Below are 17,637 nucleotides of genomic sequence, written 5' to 3'. Positions count from 1 at the left end.
TCCCCAGTTTACCGAGATGGCGCGGGACGTCCTCGCCGCGCGGCGTGCTGGGTAGCCTCGAAGCATGGCCCCCACTCGGATCCTCCGTGCGAGCGCCGTCCTCGCTCTCGCCACCGTTCCTGTCCTCGCGCCGGAAGTCGCCGTCGCGGCGACCCCGGCGACCGCGACCACCGTCGTCTCCGCCGCCGATGTGGACGAGTTCTCCTACGCCTCGTGGGACGCGGTGTACGACGTCGGGCTCGACGATGACGGCCGGGCCCACATGCAGGTGAGGGAGACGCTCGTCGCGCGATTCCCCGACGCCGACCAGAACCGCGGCATCGTGCGCGGCCTGGCGACGGCATACAAGAACGCTGACATCGACACCCGGGTGCTCGCGGTCACCGATGAGGACGGAGCCGCCGTCCCGTATGAGACCGACGAGGATGACGGGACGCTCTTCATCCTCACCGGCGACGACGACTTCGTCCACGGCCTCACCACCTACGTCATCGAGTACGAGATGCGCGACATCATCGTCGGGAGCGCACCCGACCCGTCCGGCACCCACGCCGCAGACGAGTTCTACTGGGATCTCCTCCCGCTCGACAGCACGCAACCGATCGAGGCGTTCCAGGCCGACATCCGGTTCGACGCCGTGCTGACCGCCCATCTCACCGGCGCGACGAAGTGCTACATCGGCCCCTCCGGATCCACCGAGCCCTGCGACCTGGAGGGCCCGATCGCGGACGGAGAAGCCGCTTCCTTCCACGTCGAAGCCGGGCCTCTGCCCGCCGCGGACGGTGTGACGGTGGCCGTCGGCTTCGATCCCGGCTCAGTGACTCAGCCCGCTGCCCGCATGCCCGACGCGGTCGCCGATCTCGGGCCTGCCGTCGCCGCCGCCGGCGCCGTGGGTCTGTCCGCGGTCGGATGGGCAGTCGCCGTGGGCGCTGCACGACGTCGGCGTCGCGCCACCGGGATCATCGTGGCGCAGTACGACGTCCCCGACGACCAGCCGCCCCTCCTCGCCGCCGCGATCCTGCCCGGAGCCGAGAACGTGATCCCTGCCGAGATCGTGCACCTCGCCGTCCGCGGCGCGCTGCGCATCGAGGACGGGACGTCGACCGGAGCACCACGGCTTCGACGACGGCCCCACGGCAGCGCGCCGAGTCCCCTCGATCAGGCTGCGCTCGACGCGCTCTTCCTCCACGCGGGTGCGGACGGCGTCGTGGACCTGCCGGCCGAGAGTGAGGCATTCGCAACGCGGATGACGGCGCTGACGACGAACGGACGCGAAGAGGCCGCCCGCCGGGGCCTGACGACCAGGGTGCGCAGCCGCGCGGCCGTCATCCTGCAGTCCGTGGCGATCGCCCTCGCCGTCGCCGGTCTCGTCGTCGCCGTCGTCGCCGTCGCATCCGGACGGTTGTCCGCCGGCCCCGCGCTTCTGGCCATCTCCGTCGGAGCCCTCCTCGTCGCGGCCTCCAGCTTCTTCACCTTCTCGCGGCACACGGTCCTGACTCCGGAGGGAGCACAGGCGTACGAACACCTGCAGGGGGTGCGCGAGTTCATCCGCGTCGCCGAGGAGGACCGGCTGCGGATGCTGCAGTCCTACACCGGGGCGGAACGACGTACCGACGAGGGCGTGGACGTCATCCACATCTACGAGCGCCTCCTCCCCTACGCGATGCTGTTCGGCATGGAGGAGGAGTGGGGCCGCGTGCTCGAGACGGCATACAGCCAGGAGACGCACGGCCCATCCTGGATCGGCGACCCCGCATCCTTCGCGCTTCGCACCTCGCTCGTGGCGTTCATGAGTTCCTCCACGGCGGCGGCGACGTACTCCGCACCGTCCACCGGCACATCATCCAGCAGCGGCGGTTCGTTCGGCGGCGGATTCTCCGGTGGCGGTGGCGGCGGCGGCTTCTCCGGAGGACGCTGAGCCGGGAAGCGGTCGGCTGGCGCTGCGCGCACGATCACACGCCCGCACCCGATCAGACGAGTGGCGGCGGTTCCGAGGCGTCGCGCAGCGCCCGCTCGACGGTCGACTGCACCAGCGCGGAGAGGAACCCGCCCGGATTCTCGACGCCGATCTCACGGAGCCGCGAGGTCGACTGGCCGATGATCGAGCGGGAGAACTCCGTGGCCGTGGCGATCGCATCGGCATAGGCGGGACGGTCGGCCTCGGCGATGACGACCGGTTCGCACCCCATCTCCACAGCCAGCGCCTGGGCGATCGGGAGCACGGCGGCGGGAGCGGTGACCGCCGCGAATCCCGCCTGCAGCTGTCGGAGATCGATCGAGGTCCCGGTGAACGTGATCGCCGGATGCACCGCCAACGGGATGGCACCGCGCTCCGCCGCCGGGCGCAGGACCTCGATGCCCTGCGCCGGATCGGTGTGCAGGACGAGCTGGCCGATCTGCCACCCGCCCAGCTCCGCGATGCCCGAGACGAGGGCCGGAAGCTCGGCGGAGGGGACCGCGAGGACCACCAGTTCGGCGCGCCGCACGACCTCCTGGGTGTCCAGCACCGGGACGCCCGGGAGAACCGCGGACGCACGCTCGTCGTCCGATCCGCTCGTGATCCCGACGATCGCATGTCCGGCTCCGGCCAACGCGGCGCCGACAACAGGGCCCACACGCCCCGCGCCGACGATGCCGACGCCGAGACGGCCGTCACGCACCACGCTCACTCCTCGCGCGGCGCGTCCGGTCGCGCCGGCGGGATCGGTGGCGTCGGAGGCACGACCGAGCCGGGCGGCGCCGGCGGGGCGGACGGGGCCGCCGTCTGCGGCGGTGGCGGCGCCACCGGTGGAACGGAGGGCGGAGCGACCGGAGGCGCCGTGACCGGAGGCGCCGGCGGCGGCGTCACCGGAGGCGTCCGGACGGGCGGGACCGGAGGCGGCGGCGTCGCCGGCCCCGGAACGCCCGCGGGCGGAGCGGGCGGAGCGGGCGGAGCGGACGGAGCGGATGCCGCCCCTCCGAACGCGGGAGACGTCGGCGTCGCAGGACCGCCGAACACCGGCGGAGCGGGCGGTGCGACCGGAACTCCGGCCGCGGCGTGCTCGCTCCAGCGGTGGGTGTGGTCGCGGGACGCCGCCTCGGCCGCGGCGACGCTGACCTCGTTGAGCAGCGCAAGGGCGTCGGCGCGCTCGAGCCCCGAGAGGAGGCCGGTGATCGGCCCGGGCACGGTGTGCACCTGTGCACCGGAGACCCCCTGGGCCCGGTCGATAGGCCCCTGGCTCAGCGAAACGCCCTGGAGACGCGCGAGCGGGAAGACCGCGAGCTTGCGCCACACGATGCCGCGGCGCAGGAGCAGGCCGTCCGTCGTCACCGTATAGCCGTGGCGCTTCCAGGAGAACGGTCGCCGCCACCAGGCCCGGCGCGGCATCGTCCGGTAGGGGTCGGCGTCGGTCGGACCGACGACGCCCTGGTCCCACAGCGCGGGGATGCTCTCAGCCGGCACGTCGGGCAGCACGAGCGACAGCACCCGCTCCACGTCTGCGCGCTTGCCGACCGGAAGCACGACGTTGAACTGCTGACCGCTGCTCGACGACTGCTGCGCGGCACTCTTGCCGCTCATCCGGTTGATCTTGATGGTCCACCAGCCGAACGGCCGCCAGAGCAGGGACTGCGACACCTCGACCGCGAAGATGCGGCCGGGCGGCAGGGTCTCGGTGACGGTGGTGAGCAGCCCGTAGGTGATGCGCACGCCGTCGGGGGTGGGCGCGATGGAGTAGCGCAGCGACTTGGAGATCTGCGCCCACGTGATACCGACCACGGCGATGACCATGGGGACGCCCATGCCGAGACCGATGCCGAGGAGGACGATCCCGCCGTCGGGATCGCCGTCGACGAGGATGCCGATGAGGGTGCTGCCGATCGCGATCGCGAAAATCACGCCGAAGAAGACCAGCCACAGCAGCCCGGAGATGAGCTGCGAGCCGATCAGCCGGCCGGCCGGGATCTTGACGACGCTCTCGGGGACGACGTCCTGCAGGTCCACACCGGCGAGCAGGCCGTTGACGCCCTCGTTCATCGAGCCGACGAGCTGTGCCCGGGTGGAAGCCGGAGCGGTCCCGCCCGGCGTCGCTGCGCCCTGCGGATCCGACGCCGCGTGCCGCGCGGCACGAGCCCCGGAAGCCAGGCGCAGGATCTCGGCGCGCACGCCTTCGGCACGTGGCGTCGCCAGGTACTCGAGCGCGACGTTCGCGTCGGTGCCCGCGCCGACGACCTCGAGCTTCGCGAGGCCGATGATGCGTGCCGGGAACGGCCGCGTGAGGTTCACACCCTGCACGCGGTCGAGGGGAGCACGGCGATGGGAACGGAAGATGATGCCCTTGCGCACCTCGACATGGTCGCCGGTGATGCGGAACTGCTGGAAGCGCCAGATGAACCAGAAGATCGCCACGAGCACCACGACGAGCGCCAGGACACCCAGCAGCGCGATGAGCGCGAAGTTGTTCGCGAGCACCCAGTCCACCGGGTCGCCGCCGGTGTAGTCGTCGTAGTGCGCTTCCTCGGGCGCGAACTGCCCGACGAGCCAGGCGATGACCCGGTCGCGCATGTTCGCGATCACGATGCCACCCACGATGATGAGCGCCAGGCCGCCCTTGAAGAGCGGCGTGAGCGGATGCATCCGGTGCCATTCACCGTCCGCGAGGTGCGTCGACGGTGTGCCCGCGGAGGTCTGCCCCGGCGCGGCGGTGGGGAGCTGCGACTCGCTCACAGGCCGGTCCGGCGGGTCTCGGCGACCTGGATGAGCGTGTCGCGCAGCGCCTCGGCCGCCGCCTGGGTGAGGCCGGGGATCTGCACACCGGTGGTCGCCGCGGCGGTGACCATCTTGAGCTGGGAGATGCCGAACGCCCGGTCGAGCGGCCCCTGGGTGATGTCGACGAGCTGCATGCGGCCATACGGCACCGCGATCATGCGCTGCCACAGGATGCCCTTGCGGAACACGATGTCGTCCGCCCGCAGCATGTAGCCGATCGCCCGCGCCTGACGCGGGAGGATGACCAGCGTCACGAGCGTGATGAGGATGATGACCCCGGCCGGGATCCACACCCAGTCCTGTTCGAGCACGATGTTCAGCACGACGGCCGCCGCCACGACGATCGCCAGGAAGATGACGTTCTGCACGATCTGCGACACCACGTAGCGCGGCGAGATCTGGTGCCAGGTGCCGTCGAGCTCGAGGCGGGCCTCGTTGCGCGCCGTGCGCAGGCCCGTGTAGGTGCCCTGGTCGAGGGCGCCGAGGTCAGTGCCCTCCGCCGGGTTCAGGGGCGCGGTCTCTGGGTTCTGAGTCATCAGGATCCTTCGGCAGGGTGCAGAACTGTTCGGCTACGAGAGCGGCGATGACGAGCACGACCGCACTCGCGATCAGCGCCACCATGGCCACAGTCGACCCTATCGGGGGATCGATGGGGCGCGTGAGGAGGAAGGCCAGCAGTCCTGCCCCGAAGCCCGCCAGGATCGCCCCCAGCAGACTGGACGCCCGCGCGAGGGTCGCGGCCCGGAGGGCACGGAACGGGTCGATGCGCACCCCGGAGCGGACGCTGCGCCGCACCGGCCAGGCCACCCCGAGCGATGCGCCCGCGATGAGGACGAGCAGCACCGGGAGGAAGAGGGACGGCGTGAACGTGGCCCGCCCCGTCGCCGTGAGCATCTGGTCGAGGATGAAGCCGGCCCCGGCGCCGACGAGCGCGAGGACGGCGAGAAGTCCGGCGGAGGTGCGCTTCATCCCTCGCCTCGCGCGCGAAGGTCCGCCGCCAGATCGGCGACCCGGCCGCACCCCACGAGCTCGGCGTCGGGGTCGATGTCGAGCCACGGCTCCAGGACGAACAGCCGCTCCGCCGCCCGCGGATGGGGCAGCTGGATCCGGGGGTCGTCCGAGACGACGTCGCCGTAGGCGATGAGGTCGAGGTCGAGGGTGCGGTCGCCCCACCGCTCGCCGCGCACGCGGCCGTTCTCGTCCTCGATGGCGTGCAGCATGCCGAGGAGGATCTCGGGAGCGAGCCGGGTGGTCACCAGAGCCACCGCGTTCACATACCCGGGGGCGTCCGGATCGGGGCCGTCCACACGGAGCGCCACCGTCTCGAACAGGCGCGACAGGCGCACGTCCGAGACGAGCGGGAGCCGCCCGATGCGCGCGGCCGCGGCGCGGATCGTGTCCTCTCGGTCTCCGAGGTTGGCGCCGAGCGCGACGACCGCCACCGTCTCGGGGCGCGGAGCTCGGGGGCCCGGCACCTCCGGCGGGCGGGTGAGGTTGCGGCTCATGTGGTGATGTCCTCCAGCGACTCCGGAGCCCGCGTCCGATGCACCGTCACGGCCACGTCGTCGAAGGTCAGGGCGATCGGTGCCTGCGGCTTGTGCACCGTCACGGTCACCTGCTGCACGCGGCGGTCGCCGAGGGCGACGTCCGCGATCCGCTCGGCCAGGGTCTCGATGAGGTTCACCGGCTCCCCCGCGACGACGGCGGCCACCCGCTCCGCGAGCTCGCCATAGTGCACGGTGTCGGCCACTTCGTCGGACGCGGCGGCCTGTTCGAGGGAGAGCCGCAACCGGAGGTCGACCGTGAACTCCTGCCCGTTCTCCCGCTCGTGCGGGTAGACGCCGTGGTGGCCGAACACGGTCAGCCCTGTCAGCACGATCTCGTCGAGGAAGTCCATGCCTCTAGGGTACGGCGACGCTCCGACCTCGCACTCAGCCTTCCCAGGCGCGGGTGATCGCGAGGGCGTCGCGGGTGGCCGCGACGTCGTGCACGCGCACCGCCCAGGCGCCGGCGCGCATCGCGAGCGCACTCGTCACCGCGGTCGCCAGGTCCCGGCGCTCCTCGGAGACGCCGTCACCGCCCGGGGCCGCCTCCTGCAGCACGTCGGCGAGGAAGCGCTTGCGCGACGTCCCGACCAGCACGCGGAAACCGAGGCCCACGATCTCGTCGAGGCCCCTCAGCACGTCCCAGTTCTGGGCACCGGCCTTGGCGAACCCGATACCGGGGTCGACGATCAGGCGGGAGGGCGCGATCCCGGCGGCGGCCGCCTCCCCGATGCGCTCGCGCAGCTCGCCGGCCACCTCTCGGGCGACGCGCCGGTAGTCGGCGTTCGCATACATGTCGGCGGAGAAGCCCCGCCAGTGCCCGATCGCGAAGTCGGCACCCGACTCCGCCACCGCGGCGCGCATGTCGGGGTCGGCGAGTCCGCCGGAGACGTCGTTGACGATGCGCGCCCCTGCGCGGACGGCCGCCACGGCGGTCGACGCGTTGAGGGTGTCGATGCTGACGACGGCACCGGCCGCGGCGAGCTGTTCGACGACCGGGAGGACGCGGCGCTGCTCCTCGTCCACCCCGACGCGCTCCGCGCCCGGCCGGGTCGACTCGCCCCCGACGTCGAGGACGGACGCTCCTTCCGCGCGCAGACGGAGGCCGTGGGCGACCGCGCGGTCCGCGTCGAGGTACCGCCCGCCGTCGCTGAACGAGTCGGGGGTGACGTTGACGATGCCCCAGATGCCGGTCATGCGCGCGACGTCCCGGCCCCCGGCACGGTCATGCCGATCAGGGTCACCAACTCCGCGCGTGCCACGGGATCCGTGTAGACCCCGCGCGCTGCGATGGTCAGGGTCGAGGCTTCGGTCTGCCGTCCGCCCCGCATCGTCACGCAGCCGTGGCTGGCATCGAGAACGACGAGCACGCCGCGCGCGTCGAGGTTCTCGGCGATCGTGTCGGCGATCTGCTCCCCCAGCCGCTCCTGCACCTGCGGCCGCGCGGCGAGGATCTCCACGACGCGCACGAGCGCACCGAGACCGACGACCTGCTCGCCCGGAAGGTAGGCGATGTGCGCGTGTCCCGCGAAGGGCAGGAGGTGGTGCTCGCACACCGAGCGGAAGCGGATGTCGCGCAGCAGCACGGCACCGGACGGCAGGGTGTCCGGCGCCGGCCCGCGGGTGACGCTGATCGTGTGGGCGAGCGGTTCGGCGGGATCCTCGCCCACCCCCGCGAAGAACTCCGCGTAGAGCTCGGCCATCCGGGAGGGCGTCTGCTTGATCCCCGGACGATCGGGGTCCTCGCCGATCGCCTCCAGGAGTTCCCTGGTGAGCCGTTCGACGCGCCCCTTGTCGACGGTCACGTCACGCCGTCGCGGGACGAGGGTTGCCCGCTCCGGCGGAGCCCTGCTGCGGACGCGGCGGGGCCGTCGGCGCCTCGACGGAGGCGGCGAGCGAGACGTCCTTCTTCGGGACCTCGATCGGCGGCCGCTCCGAGACCGGGCGGTCCTCGCTGGACAGCCACAGCGGACGCTCGGGGAGCTTCTTCACCTCGGTGAAGATCTCCGCGATGCGGTTATGGTCGAGGGTCTCCTCCTCGAGGAGCGCGAGGGCGAGACGGTCGAGGATGTCCCGGTTCTCGCTGAGCACCGCGTACGCCTCGTTGTGCGCCTGCTCGATGAGCGCCCGCACCTCGGCATCGACACGCTCCGCGACCTTCTCGGAGTACTCGCGGCCACGGCCCATGTCGCGCGCGACGAACATGTCGCCGCCCTCGGTGCCGAGCTTGACCGGACCGACCTGCGTCGTCATGCCGTACTCGATGACCATCTTTCGGGCGATCGAGGTCGCCTTCTCGATGTCGTTGGACGCACCGGTGGTGGGGTCGTGGAAGACGAGCTCCTCGGCGACGCGACCGCCCATGGCGTAGGTGAGCTGGTCCTGCAGCTCGTTGCGGGTCACCGAGTACTTGTCGTCCAGCGGCAGCACCATCGTGTAGCCGAGCGCCTTGCCGCGGGGCAGGATCGTGATCTTCGTCACGGGGTCGGTGTAGTTCATCGCCGCCGCCGCGAGCGCGTGTCCGCCCTCGTGATACGCCGTGATGAGCTTCTCCTTGTCCTTCATCACGCGAGTGCGACGCTGCGGACCGGCGATCACGCGGTCGATGGCCTCGTCGAGGGCACGGTTGTCGATGAGCTGCGCGTTCGAGCGGGCCGTGAGCAGCGCGGCCTCGTTGAGCACGTTCGCCAAATCGGCACCGGTGAAGCCGGGGGTCTTGCGGGCGACGACCTCGAGGTCGACGTTTTTCGACAGCGGCTTGCCCTTGCTGTGCACCTCGAGGATCTTCTGGCGGCCCTTGAGGTCGGGGGCGTCGACACCGATCTGACGGTCGAAGCGGCCGGGGCGCAGCAGCGCGGGGTCGAGGATGTCGGGACGGTTGGTGGCCGCGATCACGATGACGTTCGCGTTCGGGTCGAAGCCGTCCATCTCGACGAGCATCTGGTTCAGCGTCTGCTCGCGCTCGTCGTTGCCGCCGCCCATGCCGGCGCCGCGGTGACGGCCGACGGCGTCGATCTCGTCGATGAAGATGATCGCCGGGGCGTTCTCCTTGGCCTGGCTGAACAGGTCGCGCACGCGGGAGGCACCGACGCCGACGAACATCTCGACGAAGTCGGATCCGGAGATGGAGTAGAACGGGGCACCGGCCTCGCCGGCGACGGCACGGGCGAGGAGGGTCTTTCCGGTTCCGGGAGGGCCGTACAGCAGCACGCCCTTCGGGATGCGGGCGCCGATGGCCTGGAACTTCGCCGGGTCCTGCAGGAACTCCTTGATCTCGTGGAGCTCCTCGATGGCCTCGTCGGCACCGGCGACGTCGGCGAAGGTGACCGTCGGGGTCTCCTTGTTGACGAGCTTGGCCTTGGACTTGCCGAACTGCATGACCTTGCCGCCGCCGCCCTGCATGGACGACAGGAGCCACCAGAACAGCAGGCCGAGCAGCACGAGGGGAAGCAGCAGGGAGAGGAAGCCGTCGAACCAGGTCGCGCGCGGCACGGCGTCGTTGAAGCCGTCCTTCGGCGCGGCCGCATCGATCGCGGAGACCACCTCGTCGGCGCGGGCCTCGACGTAGTAGAACTGGACGTTCTCGGAGCCCTCGAACGGCTTCGACAGCGTCATGTCTACGCGCTGATCGCCGTCGGTGGTGACGACCTCGGTCACGGTCTTGCCGGAGAGCAGCTCGAGCCCCTCCTGCGTCGTGATCTGCTTCGGCGCACCGAGGTTCGAGATCAGCAGGAATCCGCCGAAGAGCAGCACGCCGATCAGAGCGACGTAGATCAGCGGATTGCGGGTGAGCTTCTTCACATCCATGGTCGGATCAGCGTATCGCCTCCGTGCTAGGGGGCCGCTGTGCGTTCACCCACGGCGCAACGCCGTCGGCGCTGCCGCCTCGGTGGCTGAGCCCACCCGGGTCGCTGACCCTGCCCGGCTTCTGAGCCCGCCTGGGTCGCTGAGCCTGTCGAAGCGTCAGCTGTAGACGTGCGGTGCCAGCACGGCGACGTCGCGGAGGTTGCGGTAGCGCTCCGCGTAGTCGAGTCCGTAGCCGACGACGAATTCCACGGGGATGTCGAAGCCGACGTACTTGCAGTCGATCTCGACCTTCGCGGCCTCCGGCTTGCGCAGCAGCGCCAGGACCTCGATCGACTCCGCACCGCGGGACTCGAAGTTCTCCAGGAGCCAGCTCAGGGTGAGGCCGGAGTCGATGATGTCCTCGACGATGAGCACGTGCTTGCCGTGCAGGTCGGTGTCGAGGTCCTTCCGGATCTGCACGACACCGCTCGACTTCGTGCTGGCGCCGTAGCTCGACACCGCCATCCAGTCCATCGGCGCGTGGAACGGCAGCGCTCGCGCGAAGTCCGCCATGACCATGACCGCGCCCTTTAGCACGCCGACGAGGATGAGGTCCTTGCCCTCGTAATCCTTCGCGACCTGCGCCGCGAGCTCGTCGAGCTTGGCGTGGATCTCCTCCTCGGTGACGAGGATCTGTGCAAGGTCGTCCTGGATCTCCGCGGCGCGCATGGATCGATTTTAGGTGACGTGACCGTGTGCTCCGGTCGCGGGCGCGTACCCTCCCCCGCAGGACGACGCCGCACTACTCTGACGGTGACGCGGGCGCACGCCCCGACGGAAGGAGATCCCCATGGCGACTCACGACATCCTCAGCCAGGTCCCCCTCGACGACATCGCGCAGAAGCTCGGAGTGTCGCGCGACGAGGCCAAGGTCGCGGTCGAGCAGGGCGGCGCCGTGCTGCTCGGCGGGCTGGCCAAGAACGCGGAGAGTTCCGAGGGATCGGCGGCCATCGAGAAGGCCCTCGGCAAGCACCGCGGTGCGTCGAGCCCGGCGACGGTCGACGACATCGACCAGGAAGACGGCGAGAAGATCGTCTCCCACATCCTCGGCGGGAAGGAGAAGGAGGTCACGAAGGAGCTGACGGAGTCGAAGGCGACCCCGGGCATCGACTTCGGGAAGCTCCTCCCCATCCTCGCGCCGATCGTGATGGGTCTCATCGCCAACGCGACCAAGGACAAGACGGCGAAGGCGGACGCGGGCGCGGAGGGCTCCGGCGGGATCGGCGACGTCATCGGCGGCATCCTCGGCGGCGGCGACTCGGGCTCCGGCGGCGGGTTGGGTGACGTGCTGGGTGGCCTCCTCGGCGGCGGTAAGAGCGGCTCCGGCGGCGGCATCGACCTCGGAGGCATCCTCGGCGGCCTCTTCGGCGGCAAGAAGTAGAACGCGACGCCGCCGCGGCCTGCGATTCAGCGGGTCGCGGCGGTGAACACGATCCGGCCGCCCTGACGCACGGCGGCGCACCCCGGCAGATCGATCGGGCCCTGACCCGACCAGTCGGTCACGAGGCGGGCGACCTCGATCGTCTGCGCGCGGCTCAGGCTCGCCCCGAACTCGCTGTCGACCACGAGCCGGATGATGCGGTTGCGCAGCGCGGCCGGGTTGGCGGCGAGCGCGGCGACGCTCACGGAGATCCCGGCCTCGGCGTGCTCGACGATGTCCTCGATCGTCTCGTGGATCATCTCGTCGAACGCCTCCGCGTCCTCCCGGAGCTGCTCGGCGGTGCGCGCCAACGCCTCGGCGATACCCGGGCCGAGCTGCGTCTCCAGCACCGGGAGCACGTGGCGACGCACCCGCACCCGCGTGTAGCGGTCGTCGGTGTTGTGCGGGTCTTCCCACGGCTGCAGCTCCGCCGCGCCGCAGAACGCACGGGTGGTCTCGCGGCGCACGCCGAGCAGCGGACGCAGCCACCGGAGGCCGTCGTCGTCCTCCCGGTCCGGCGCCATGCCCTGCAGGCTCGTCGCCCCGGAGCCGCGGGCGAGTCCGAGCAGGACCGTCTCGGCCTGGTCGTCGAGGGTGTGTCCGAGCAGGACCGCCCGCGCGCCGATCTCGCCCGCCGCGTCCCGGAGCACGCGGTAGCGCGCATCCCGCGCGGCCGCCTCCGGACCCCCGTCGCCGTCGACCTCGACGCGGAGGACGAGCGCCTCCAATCCGAGCCGTCCGGCGATGCGTCCCGTCTCGGCGGCGACCTCGGCGGACCCCTGCTGCAGACCGTGGTCGACCGTCACCGCGGTCGCACGCACCCCGACTTTCGCGGCCTCGAACGCGGTGGCCGCCGCCAGTGCGAGCGAGTCGGCACCGCCGGACACCGCGACGACGACGGTCGAGCCCTCGGGCAGGTCGGCGAGCGCGGTGCGCACGGCGAGGCGGATCTCGGCGACGGCGGGGTCGAGGGAAGGCATCCCTCCACGCTAGGGCACCGCCTCCTCCGTCACGGTCGGATCCGCGGCCCCCGAGTAGGCTGGTCCGCGGCATCCAACCGATCTTCCTGAGGAGCACACGCATGGGCGCACACGACGCCGTCATCGAGATCCCGCGCGGCAGCCGCGTGAAGTACGAGGTCGACCACGAGACCGGGCGAGTGCACCTCGACCGCGTGCTCTACACGACCTTCGGCTACCCGGCCGACTACGGCTACTTCGACAACACGCTCGGCGAGGACGGCGACCCGCTCGACGTGCTGGTGCTCCTCGACCACCAGATCTACCCCGGCGTCGTCGTCGAGGTCCGCCCGGTCGCCGTACTGAAGATGAGCGACGAGGCCGGCGGAGACGACAAGCTCGTCGCCGTGCTCTCCAAGGACCCGCGCTGGGCCCACATCCAGGACATCGACGACGTGCCGGAGTACACGAAGAAGGAGATCGCGCACTTCTTCGAGCACTACAAGGACCTCGAGCCCAACAAGTGGGTCAAGGTCGACGAGTGGGGCAACGCCGCCGAGGCGCAGCGCATTCTCGACGAGGCCATCGTCCGCTTCGGCGAGCAGGGCCACTGACCGGACCCATCTGGGTCGCCGACCTCTCTGGGGCGCTGACCTATCTCGGTCGCCGACCTTCTCTGGGTCGCCGACCTCTCTCGGTCGCCGACCTTCTCTGGTTCGCTGAGCCTGTCGAAGCGAAGACCCCCGGACGCCATGCGTCCGGGGGTCTTCCGCTATCCAGCCGTCCGTCAGACGGAGATGCCCTTGCTCGCCATGAAGTCGATGGGGTTCGTGTAGCGGCCGTTGATGTAGACCTCGAAGTGCAGGTGGCAGCCGAAGGAGCCGCCGGTGTTGCCCGCATACGCGATGACCTGGCCGGCGCGCACCCACTGGCCGTTCCGGACCGCGAAGCCGCCGGGCTTGATGTGCGCGTAGCCGGTCGCGATGCCGCCGCGGTGCTGGATCCGGACGTAGTTGCCGTACCCGCCGTTGTAGAACGCGGCATCGACAGTGCCCGAGTGCGCCGCGTAGATCGCCGCGCCGCAGCCGTTCGCGAGGTCGACGCCGTAGTGCCAGCTCGACGAGCAGCCGTTGGCGTTGCACTGCTGGGAGCGCGGGCCGTAGCCGGAGCTGCGGTAACCGCCATGCGGACGCACCCAGCCGCCGCTTCCCGGGGTCCCGCCGCCGCCGCTGTTGCCGCCGGCATTCGCGGCGGCTTCGGCGGCCTCGCGGCGCTTACGCTCCTTCTCGCGCTCCTCGACGCCCTTCTGGTAGCCGGCGACGGTGGTCGCGGTGGTGTCCTTCAGCGCGGCGAGCTGCGCCTGCATCGTGGCGAGGTTCGCCGACTGCTCGTCGAGAGCGGCCTGGGCGGCGTCGGCGGCCTGCTGCGCCGCGACCATCTTCTCCTCGGCGATCTTCTGGAGCCGGTCGCGCTCGTCCCGGGCGACGACCGCCTGATCGCTGAGCGACTGGGCGGAGTTCCGCGCGGCGACCGCGTCGTTGTAGACGGTCTGGTTGTACTCGAGGAGCTTGTCCATCGAGCCGAGGCGGGCGAGGAGCTCGTCGGCGTTGGCTGCGGAGCCCGCGAAGAACAGCTCCAGCGAGGTGTCGTCGCCGCCGTTGCGGTAGAGCTGGGCGGCGACCTGACCGGCCTTGCGGGCGGACTCGTCGGCGACGGCGGCCTGCGCGTCCGCCTTCTCCTGCAGCGAGTCGGCCTCCGCGATCGCGGCGAAGTAGGCCTGCTGCGCGTTGTAGAACTCGGTCGAGGCGACCTCGGCGGCGGCCTGCGTCTCGGAGACCTTCTGCGTGAGCGACTGGATCAGCCCCTCGATGCGCTTCACCTCAGCAGCCTTGGAGGCCTCGTTCTGCTTGGCCTTCTGCACGTCGTCCCAGCTCGGGTACGACGCGGCGTGGGCGGCCGTGACGCCAGACGAGATGCCGAACGCGCTGAGGGCGACGACGCTGAGCGCGCCGAGTCCGAGAGCGCCGCGGCGGCTGATGCCGTCACCGAAGAGGGCACGGCGCTCCGTCGGGGTGGGCGCACACCCGCAGTCCGCGGATGCCGCATCCTGCGTGGTCTTGTCGTTCACACGGCCCCTTCCGCCGGTTTCACAGATGCCACAGTAACAACAACTTTCACACCAGCACCAGACTCCTGGAGCGGCGTGAACGGCATCCCCGGCCCCTCCATGGTCCCGCTCGAACACGCCCGGGGGAAGCGGGTTCCGGCCTCGATTCGCGATTTGCCCGAATGATCCCTTATGCTTGAGCGTCGGCAAGGAAGTCCCCCGGGACTGACTCGGCCCCATCGTTTAGCGGCCTAGGACGCCGCCCTTTCACGGCGGTAGCACGGGTTCGAATCCCGTTGGGGTCACTCCATCCGATACAATTGAAAACACCAGTATGGCCCTGTAGCGCAGTTGGTTAGCGTGCCGCCCTGTCACGGCGGAGGTCGCGGGTTCAAGTCCCGTCAGGGTCGCTCCGTGCGACGAGCTCTTTCTTCGGAGAGGGCTCTTCGTCTAGGACGCGGCAGCATCATCGCCGCGCGGCTCTGTAGCTCAGTTGGTAGAGCGTTCGACTGAAAATCGAAAGGTCACCGGATCGATGCCGGTCGGAGCCACACGGCTGATCATTACAATCAGCCCAGAAACCCTCGCCTAGCTTCTACATGGCGGGGGTTTTGCTTTGCCCTGGAACGAACAGGACGCGGCTTCCCGGATCTGAGGCGTCGCATCCTGATCCCAGCCGACGTAGAATATGGCTCAGAGGACATTTCTACGGGGAGGCGACGTGACCAACGCATCAGTGCTCGTGCGCGCTGCGCGGAAGAGCAGCGGGCTCACGCAGAAGGATCTCGCCGAGCGAACCAACGTCGATCAAGGCCGCGTATCTCGAGTGGAAGGTGGCCGCGAGGCTGAGTTCAGCACAGTCGAACGCTTCCTCCGTGGCGCCGGCTATCGCCTGTACTCCGCACCGACGCGACGGGACGACGCGGCGACCATCGCGGCGGCGATCCGCGGGTACCTGCGAGCGGGCGACAAGCACAGCGCGCTTCGCGAGTTCATCCAGCTGAGCGACAACCTCAACGCCGAGCACGGCCTCGTACGCGGGGTTCTCGGTCTCGCGGAACCCGAGCCGACCGGTGACCGCGTCTGGGATGCCGCCCTGGCAGCGCTCGTGGATCTTCGCCTCCGCGAGGAGGGGCTCCCCACCCCGGCGTGGGTCGACGGCCCGAACAGGAGGGTCCAGGTACCCCGAACCCTGGACGTCGATCCGGCGGATCCGATCCCGGCGCCCGACGACGTGCCCACGGAGTTCCTCGAGCGTGGTGTCCTTGTCTGGCAAGACACGCTGACGAGCGTCTGATGGCTGACGCCCTGAACCGCGACGACATCATCGCCGGCCTCCGCGACCTGGTCGGCGAGCTTCATGCCGCTGGCGAAGTCGCAGGCATCCGACTCGTCGGCGGCGCTGCGCTCGTCATCAGGTACTTCGACCGCCGTACCACCGGAGACCTCGATTCCCTTCACATCAACCCTGGAAGTGACGAAGCCGTTCTCGCCGCGGCCTCGCGCGTCGGAGACCGACGAGGGTGGAGCGTCGGCTGGTTCAACTTCGCTGTGGAGCACGCCGATTCCGTACCGACGTTCGGGCGTCGAACTGTCGAGTGGGAGACGATCTACGACCGAGACGGCGTCATAATCCAGGTCGCCTCGAAGGACGCGCTTCTCGCCATGAAGCTCCGCGCCAACCGGCCAGGACGCGACGTCGACGACATCCGTCAGTTGCTCACCCTCTGCGGCATCACCACGTTGGAAGCGGCGGAGGCTCACTACGAGGACTTCTACCCGGGCGACGGTCTCAGCGACCGCGCTATCGGCATCGTCCAGCGGATCCTCGATAGCGGCCTGCCGACAGCGGTTCCCTCCCCCGGCCCCATTCATCTCTGACGCGATAACGGAGCGGGTGAAGAGAGCAGAACGGGAGGCGGCGACCCGCAGACTCACGCCGGCACAAGTGAGTCCGTCGAGCCGTCCGCCCTCGCGTTCCCCGCCGCGACCGCGTGCGGCAGCGCATGGGCCACGAGGCTCACCAGGAACTTCCCGGGCTCCTCGAACATGCACAGGTGCGCGGAGTTCTCGAACCACACGACGTGCGTCGCGGGCGCCGTCACGGTCTCCAGCCAGCGGGCGACCGGTCCGGTGGGGGTCGTCCAGTCGTGCCGTCCGAGGAACTGGAGCATCGGCACCTCGAACGCCGTCTGGTCGCGGGCGTCGAAGCCGAACAGGGCGGGCAGCACCGCGGGCATGGTCGCCCGCTGCCCGACGCCGATGAGGCCCAGGTCGGCGTCCGTGTAATACGGGGACAGCTCCTGCGACTCGGTGAAGTACGCGAAGTCGGAGCGATACGCCGAGAGGCCGCCGTAGTACTGCGCCCATCTCCGGCAGGTCACGATGCGTTCGACGGTCAACGGCTCCTCACCGGGGTACTCCCCGAGCGCCTGCAACTCGGAGACCGCCTGCTCGTTGCGATCCGCGACGGCACTCCGCATCGCGTGGCGGAAGCTCTCTTCCTCGTTCTCGGGACCGGAGATGACCTGGCCGACGCCGATGTAGGCCCACAGCAGGTCGGGACGCCGCCGGGCGAGGGTGAGCCCGAGGACCGTCCCCCAGCTGTGCCCGAGCACCCCGACCTTCTGCACGCCCAGCTCGCCCTGGAGCCACGCGATCAGCTCCGCGAGATCGTCGACGTACCGGTCGACGCTGAGGTCCATGTCCTCAGACACGGACCCTGCGGACTTGCCACTCGCACGCTGGTCGTAGTTGACGACCGTGAAGTAGTCCTCCACGCCGCGTTGCCAGACCCACGACGAGGGCAGCGACGGCAGGGCCGGGCCGCCGTGGCAGACGACGAGTACGGGGTTCCGTGTGCTGCGCCCGCGGATCGAGACGAACTGGGGGACACCGCCGAGGTCGACGTACGCCGTCCGGTCGATCGACTCCGGGTTCGGGATCCGGCACAGATCCGCGATCACTGCGCGGCCGAGGTCGTCACTCATGTCGATCACCCTAGGAGAAGCGGA

General features: G+C 70.3%; 18 protein-coding genes and 3 tRNA genes. 8 read left to right on the top strand and 13 right to left on the bottom strand.

The features are described 5' to 3' along the window. Window positions 1-64 precede the first annotated feature (64 nt). The gene (locus BLU02_RS12745) at window positions 65-1,918 is read left to right on the top strand and encodes a DUF2207 domain-containing protein (protein ID WP_060921408.1); all 1,854 of its coding nucleotides are present in this window, start codon (window positions 65-67) and stop codon (window positions 1,916-1,918) included. 52 nt (window positions 1,919-1,970) lie between these two features. Here BLU02_RS12745 and BLU02_RS12740 read toward each other — a convergent pair whose 3' ends face one another. From BLU02_RS12740 to hpt, 10 genes are all read right to left on the bottom strand, one after another. Beyond that, window positions 1,971-2,663 (bottom strand): DUF2520 domain-containing protein, encoded by a 693-nt coding sequence (locus BLU02_RS12740; protein WP_060921443.1) that lies wholly within the window; start codon window positions 2,661-2,663, stop codon window positions 1,971-1,973. A gap of 2 nt (window positions 2,664-2,665) precedes the next feature. Continuing rightward, window positions 2,666-4,705 carry a PH domain-containing protein gene (locus BLU02_RS12735; RefSeq protein WP_231919574.1) on the bottom strand — a complete coding sequence of 680 codons (2,040 nt, stop codon included), beginning with the start codon at window positions 4,703-4,705 and terminating at the stop codon, window positions 2,666-2,668. Beyond that, window positions 4,702-5,283, bottom strand: coding sequence for a PH domain-containing protein (locus BLU02_RS12730; RefSeq protein ID WP_060921542.1), 582 nt, complete (start codon window positions 5,281-5,283; stop codon window positions 4,702-4,704). The genes BLU02_RS12735 and BLU02_RS12730 overlap by 4 nt, the downstream gene beginning before the upstream one ends. Next, window positions 5,234-5,716, bottom strand: coding sequence for a DUF3180 domain-containing protein (locus BLU02_RS12725; protein ID WP_025104584.1), 483 nt, complete (start codon window positions 5,714-5,716; stop codon window positions 5,234-5,236). The genes BLU02_RS12730 and BLU02_RS12725 overlap by 50 nt, the downstream gene beginning before the upstream one ends. Further along, window positions 5,713-6,252, bottom strand: coding sequence for a 2-amino-4-hydroxy-6-hydroxymethyldihydropteridine diphosphokinase (gene folK, locus BLU02_RS12720; RefSeq protein WP_060921543.1), 540 nt, complete (start codon window positions 6,250-6,252; stop codon window positions 5,713-5,715). Before folK ends, BLU02_RS12725 begins: the two co-directional genes overlap by 4 nt. Then, entirely contained in the window at window positions 6,249-6,644 is a 396-nt protein-coding gene (folB, locus tag BLU02_RS12715) for a dihydroneopterin aldolase (RefSeq protein ID WP_060921544.1), read from the bottom strand. The genes folK and folB overlap by 4 nt, the downstream gene beginning before the upstream one ends. A 34-nt stretch (window positions 6,645-6,678) precedes the next feature. Further along, complete coding sequence (gene folP, locus BLU02_RS12710) at window positions 6,679-7,488, bottom strand: dihydropteroate synthase (protein WP_060921545.1); 810 nt, start codon at window positions 7,486-7,488, stop codon at window positions 6,679-6,681. Continuing rightward, a complete protein-coding gene (folE, locus tag BLU02_RS12705) occupies window positions 7,485-8,096 on the bottom strand; it encodes a GTP cyclohydrolase I (protein ID WP_025104588.1) in 612 nt (203 codons plus the stop codon). The genes folP and folE overlap by 4 nt, the downstream gene beginning before the upstream one ends. A gap of 1 nt (window position 8,097) precedes the next feature. After that, window positions 8,098-10,098: an ATP-dependent zinc metalloprotease FtsH gene (gene ftsH, locus BLU02_RS12700; protein WP_025104589.1), complete on the bottom strand. Its 2,001-nt coding sequence runs from the start codon at window positions 10,096-10,098 to the stop codon at window positions 8,098-8,100. Between the two features lie 156 nt (window positions 10,099-10,254). Next, window positions 10,255-10,806, bottom strand: coding sequence for a hypoxanthine phosphoribosyltransferase (gene hpt / locus BLU02_RS12695; RefSeq protein WP_017204674.1), 552 nt, complete (start codon window positions 10,804-10,806; stop codon window positions 10,255-10,257). Between the two features lie 121 nt (window positions 10,807-10,927). On the opposite strand from hpt, the gene BLU02_RS12690 reads away from it, so the two are divergent. Continuing rightward, window positions 10,928-11,518 carry a DUF937 domain-containing protein gene (locus BLU02_RS12690; RefSeq protein WP_060921546.1) on the top strand — a complete coding sequence of 197 codons (591 nt, stop codon included), beginning with the start codon at window positions 10,928-10,930 and terminating at the stop codon, window positions 11,516-11,518. 26 nt (window positions 11,519-11,544) lie between these two features. Here the strand turns inward: BLU02_RS12690 and tilS are convergent, their stop codons facing one another. Beyond that, on the bottom strand, window positions 11,545-12,537 hold the full coding sequence (gene tilS / locus BLU02_RS12685; RefSeq protein ID WP_060921547.1) for a tRNA lysidine(34) synthetase TilS: 993 nt from the start codon (window positions 12,535-12,537) through the stop codon (window positions 11,545-11,547). Between the two features lie 101 nt (window positions 12,538-12,638). On the opposite strand from tilS, the gene ppa reads away from it, so the two are divergent. After that, window positions 12,639-13,130, top strand: a complete 492-nt coding sequence (ppa, locus tag BLU02_RS12680) for an inorganic diphosphatase (RefSeq protein ID WP_025104593.1) — start codon at window positions 12,639-12,641, stop codon at window positions 13,128-13,130. Window positions 13,131-13,303: 173 nt separating this feature from the next. Here the strand turns inward: ppa and BLU02_RS12675 are convergent, their stop codons facing one another. Beyond that, complete coding sequence (locus BLU02_RS12675; protein WP_060921548.1) at window positions 13,304-14,644, bottom strand: M23 family metallopeptidase; 1,341 nt, start codon at window positions 14,642-14,644, stop codon at window positions 13,304-13,306. A gap of 211 nt (window positions 14,645-14,855) precedes the next feature. Here BLU02_RS12675 and BLU02_RS12670 point away from each other — a divergent pair. From BLU02_RS12670 to BLU02_RS12650, 5 genes are all read left to right on the top strand, one after another. Beyond that, window positions 14,856-14,928 (top strand) — tRNA-Glu (locus BLU02_RS12670). Window positions 14,929-14,959: 31 nt separating this feature from the next. After that, window positions 14,960-15,033 (top strand) — tRNA-Asp (locus BLU02_RS12665). Window positions 15,034-15,101: 68 nt separating this feature from the next. After that, window positions 15,102-15,174: transfer RNA gene (locus BLU02_RS12660), tRNA-Phe, on the top strand. Between the two features lie 170 nt (window positions 15,175-15,344). Next, window positions 15,345-15,920, top strand: a complete 576-nt coding sequence (locus BLU02_RS12655; protein ID WP_158698513.1) for a helix-turn-helix domain-containing protein — start codon at window positions 15,345-15,347, stop codon at window positions 15,918-15,920. Continuing rightward, complete coding sequence (locus BLU02_RS12650) at window positions 15,920-16,504, top strand: hypothetical protein (protein WP_060921550.1); 585 nt, start codon at window positions 15,920-15,922, stop codon at window positions 16,502-16,504. The genes BLU02_RS12655 and BLU02_RS12650 overlap by 1 nt, the downstream gene beginning before the upstream one ends. A gap of 53 nt (window positions 16,505-16,557) precedes the next feature. Here BLU02_RS12650 and BLU02_RS12645 read toward each other — a convergent pair whose 3' ends face one another. After that, the gene (locus BLU02_RS12645) at window positions 16,558-17,613 is read right to left on the bottom strand and encodes an alpha/beta hydrolase (RefSeq protein WP_083371006.1); all 1,056 of its coding nucleotides are present in this window, start codon (window positions 17,611-17,613) and stop codon (window positions 16,558-16,560) included. Between the last annotated feature and the right edge of the window lie 24 nt (window positions 17,614-17,637).

This window comes from Microbacterium paraoxydans (assembly GCF_900105335.1).
Taxonomy (GTDB): domain Bacteria; phylum Actinomycetota; class Actinomycetes; order Actinomycetales; family Microbacteriaceae; genus Microbacterium; species Microbacterium paraoxydans.
Note: the sequence above shows the minus strand (reverse complement) of the source record. Positions and strands in the feature narration are given on the sequence as shown.